This is a genomic window from Mesorhizobium sp. M1A.F.Ca.ET.072.01.1.1 (genome assembly GCF_004023325.1).
In the GTDB taxonomy this organism is placed as follows: domain Bacteria; phylum Pseudomonadota; class Alphaproteobacteria; order Rhizobiales; family Rhizobiaceae; genus Mesorhizobium.
Map to the genome: position 1 here is coordinate 1 of NZ_RZSF01000531.1, position 3,054 is coordinate 3,054.

A 3,054-nucleotide genomic window follows, 5' to 3' on the forward strand; every position below is an offset into this window, starting at 1 on the left:
ATAGTATTCAAGTACATGCGTTCCGTCCCGGCTACCTTCAACAACCCCGACAAGACCAAGGTGGCCGTCACGGCGGCACGAAATCTCGTGGGCACGTCCTCCGTGAACGATGCAGTCAGAGTATTCATGGGCGCGGAGGACTTCGCGTATATGCTCCAGGAGCGGCCGGGAGCCTACATCTTTGTTGGCAACGGACCGACCGCTGCATGTCACCACCCAGCGTTTGATTTCGATGACGAGGCATTGCCTTACGGCATCGGTTGGTGGGTCAAACTCGTCGAAACGATCTTGGCGCCGTGAGTGGCCCCGATCAAATTGACGCGTTGACTTCCGGTTTATTTGCAATGGACCGATTATCGGTTCCTCGCTTAATCTCGTTAAAAAAGTCGTCGGCCGCGTCTCGGCCACGACATCGACTGATGTCGTGAGCAGACGATCTGTAAGACCGTCGTCTAATAGCGAGATTTGCAAGCGCCTTTTAGCGACGGATGGCTGTTTGCCGGGAGCATGGTCGTCTACGCGGTCGACATAGGTCGCCGCATTATGGTGCTTCGCGGGACAGTCCTTCCAATGTATGTCTCGCACGCTGCGAGCAAACTCGCGGTGCAACGCTCTTAACGGAATGGACCAGCCTCGGTCCCGGCAGGGACGCCTCTTCACGCCATGGGCGCTAACAGAGCTATAAAGTCAGGTGGCGGCTGTCGCCCTGTTGAAGATCTCACCGGAGCGAAGCATCGCATGCATAATGACGGCGAGCTTGCGGGCGACAGCGACAGCGGAACGTTTGAAGCCGATCTTCTCGCGTAGTTTTATACCCCAAGGCTTCATAGAGAAGCGAACGCACATGGGCATCTCCACGCCGGGAGATATGGCCATCATAGTCTACCTCGCCGGACCGATAGCGCCGCGTCGTCAACCCCAGCCAGGCGCCCACCGAGCGCGACCGCTTGAAGTTCGCTGGATCCTCGACGGCAGTTAGGTAGGCAGTAGCTGTGATTGCTCCAATGCCGGGGATCGACATCAACAACTGGCATTGCTGGCTTCTACGCGCTTCGGCGAGGAGCTGTCGCCCTAGCTTTGCCGCCTGGAGGCGCAGGTTACGCCACGCTGCGAGTAGCGGCAGAACTATCTGTGAAAGGCCGACATTGTCGGCCAGGAGGGAACGAACATGCGCCTCAAACTTGCCACCCATGCCGCATGGAACAATGAGACCGAACGTCTTCATCACTCCTCGAATCTGATTTGCCACGTCCAGTGTCGTGCGCATAAGTTTCGTTCGAGCCGCGACCAATGTCCGAGAGAGCATGCTGTCATAGCCCTTTACCCGGACTTCGCGAAAGAAACCGACCTCCGCCAGGTGCGCGAGCCCATCAGCGTCATTGGCATCAGTTTTGTTGGCGGCCATGTCGAGCGCCGCTTTGGCGTGACGGGCATCGACGCAAATGGCAGGGAGTCCCTCGGCGCGAAGGGTATGATAGAACCATACCGAGAGAGGGCCGGTTTCGAACACCACCCGCTCCGCATTTGGCGCTCGCCTGCGGATAAGTTCGGCTATGGTGGCGGGATCAGAGGCGCACTTTCCGCGCCAGATCCGCTTACCTGCCCGACGGATCGAAATTGCCGTCTCTTTCATCGATACGTCGAGACCGATATACTCTGTCATGGCTGTTCTCCATTGATGTTGGGCCCGGCGTCCAGTCGAGAGCCCGTATCTCATCATATCGGGGAGCAGCCACCTTCCAAGATCCTCGTCGGATCCAGGGCGGCCTCGTGCCCGCGATTACACCATGCATGTCCGCCTCTGCCGGTGAGTGGCTCGCCCTACATTGCGCGTCCGAGGGTTGCTTCTCTATTCGGCGTGTTGAAGTCAAGCGCTTCTCGAGCTTTCCGCTTCTCCGGCATCTGAGGTCTTTCGCGGGGTCTTGCTTTTCTGCGGGATCGGCGCTCGGCCGTCGCCTTCATGGGGATCAGAAGAATGAGGCGGAACAACCTCGGACGCGTCCTGATCGTTGTGATGCGACCGGTACTGCAACCCTCGCGAACTAACCTCATTCTTCGTCCCGCGAAGGACGCTCTTTCCACCGGCTGGTGGAACCTTGTGGGGTGATCCTTGTCACGAGCGCGCCGCGACTTGCTCTTGACGGGCCTACTGCGCGCGCCGGCAGGCTGCTATGGTCGGGCGCACGATTCGCTGACGAGCCAAAAGCGCCGAGCCCTGCTGATGGCGCCCAAACTCTTGCAGGATAAGGCGATCGCGCCATCGAAAACGACATCCGCGGGCTGTTGCGCGTCTTGACATGGACCGGACGCGTATAGGCCAGCGCCACCACCGGACCGACGCCCGGTATTGTCGTCAACCGCCGACAGACCGCATCATCTCGAAGGATGGCCAGAAGTTTGCGGTGGAGCGCGGCAAAACGAAACAGGTTGACCCGCATCATGTGGGCAATACCTCGGGCGTCAATGCGGTCGGATTTGTTCGGTTGCGCCTCCAGGAAGGCCTTGGTGTGGCGGCTTTCGATGCACCACCGGCAGGCCGGCTTCGGCCCGGCCGCTGAACAGCCATTGCGGCAATGGCCCGGCTTCAAGCCCGATCCGCTCAAAGGTCCAGGCAGGATCCGAGAACACCCGCACAAGATCCTCGGGATGATGCTTGTGGTTGCGGGCATGCAGACCACATTTACCCATCAACTCGAAGCGCAGCACCTTCAACCCTATCCGCCATGCCCGAAGATAAGGCTCAAGCCGAATACCCCATCTCGGATCGGCGAAGCCAATCCGAGCAACGACGGGAGATTAGAGCGGAGCTTTGTCCCGTTTGACGAACGCTTCCAGGCCGGCTGCAGATTCCGACGATTTACCGGACGGCATTCCGATCAAAAGCCGGACGCGATTCCGAGAATTGACCGGACGCGATTCCGATTAAAAACCGGACAGTTTTGAAGCCTGGATAGTGCCTTTGGGTCAGCAACCTGGGCATGCATCTCCTCGCCGGTAGAGGAGAGATGCATGCCGAAGAAAGGAAGGCTGACCATGAGACAATTGAGACAACGG

At 58.9% G+C, this 3,054-nt stretch carries 3 protein-coding genes; 1 reads left to right on the forward strand and 2 read right to left on the reverse strand.

Annotation, left to right across the window (positions count from 1 at the left end; genetic code table 11):
• The coding region (locus EOA32_RS35710; protein ID WP_128374192.1) for a M20/M25/M40 family metallo-hydrolase at nt 1–300 on the forward strand (300 nt) is incomplete at its 5' end.
• Between the two features lie 418 nt (nt 301–718).
• Here the strand turns inward: EOA32_RS35710 and EOA32_RS35715 are convergent.
• Together EOA32_RS35715 and EOA32_RS39420 are read right to left on the reverse strand one after the other, a co-directional pair.
• Complete coding sequence (locus EOA32_RS35715; protein ID WP_245499507.1) at nt 719–1,663, reverse strand: IS110 family transposase; 945 nt, start codon at nt 1,661–1,663, stop codon at nt 719–721.
• A gap of 797 nt (nt 1,664–2,460) precedes the next feature.
• Nucleotides 2,461–2,712 carry a hypothetical protein gene (locus tag EOA32_RS39420; protein WP_210214883.1) on the reverse strand — a complete coding sequence of 84 codons (252 nt, stop codon included), beginning with the start codon at nt 2,710–2,712 and terminating at the stop codon, nt 2,461–2,463.
• Between the last annotated feature and the right edge of the window lie 342 nt (nt 2,713–3,054).

Excerpts from the sequence above, each read along its gene's own strand:
- EOA32_RS35715 (WP_245499507.1), bottom strand. The coding sequence starts at position 1,663 with ATGACAGAGTATATCGGTCTCGACGTATCGATGAAAGAGACGGCAATT.